This is a genomic window from Mycolicibacterium agri, from assembly GCF_002553505.1.
GTDB lineage: Bacteria > Actinomycetota > Actinomycetes > Mycobacteriales > Mycobacteriaceae > Mycobacterium > Mycobacterium agri.
Genome location: NZ_PDCP01000239.1, coordinates 1 through 721, shown reverse-complemented (window position 1 = coordinate 721; position 721 = coordinate 1). Strand labels below are relative to the sequence as shown.

Here is a 721-nt window from a genome sequence, read left to right as displayed (position 1 = left end):
ATGCCGCGGTCAGCTCGGGTGTTCGTGCCCGCCACCGCCCGACCGCGCCCTCTCCATCCCAAACGAACACCCGAGGAACCGCACCCAAGGTCGAAAGGTGCTGCCACCACCCGGCATACAGATCCTCAGCAGACCGGGTGGGGATAAGTAACGCAGAGGCCCACCGGGAGTATCCGCAGACCATCGTCATCACCGGCAGCGCCGTGGCCGTGCGCACCTGCCCAAACCCGACCGGGATCTTCACATCGGGAAACCACAGATCACACTGGGCGATCTCCCCGGCCTGATACGTGGTGCGCGAGACCGGATCCGGTGGCAGATACAGCGGCCGCAACTGGCGCACCCGCTCGCTGAGGGTGCGGATCGAATACTGCCAGCCGATCCGCTCGGCGATCACCGTCGCCGGCATCCTCGGAAACGCATTCAGCAACTCCCGGATCCGGGGCTCGACCTCATCAACCACCGACCCCGCCGGCTCGCGTACATACTTCGGCGGGCGATCAGAAGCCAACGCAGCCTTCACCGTATTGCGCGCTACCCCCATCACCCGCGCCACCTCAGAAATCGACAACTGCTCCGACCGGCGCAACCGCCGGATCTCCGCCCAGTCCTCCACGCTCAACACTCGCTTCCTCCCTGGCTCGCCCGAGCCAAGGGTCTCCAGGAAGCTGGTCAAAATTCAGTTGCCGCGCTCTGGTCAGTATTCAGTTGCCGCCGACAG

1 protein-coding gene is annotated in these 721 nt (G+C 65.0%); it reads right to left on the bottom strand.

Going from position 1 to position 721, the window contains the following annotated elements:
- Positions 1-625, bottom strand: a 625-nt coding sequence (locus tag CQY20_RS33980) for a transposase (RefSeq protein ID WP_133119214.1), incomplete at its 3' end; no start/stop codon positions are given.
- Positions 626-721 lie beyond the last annotated feature (96 nt).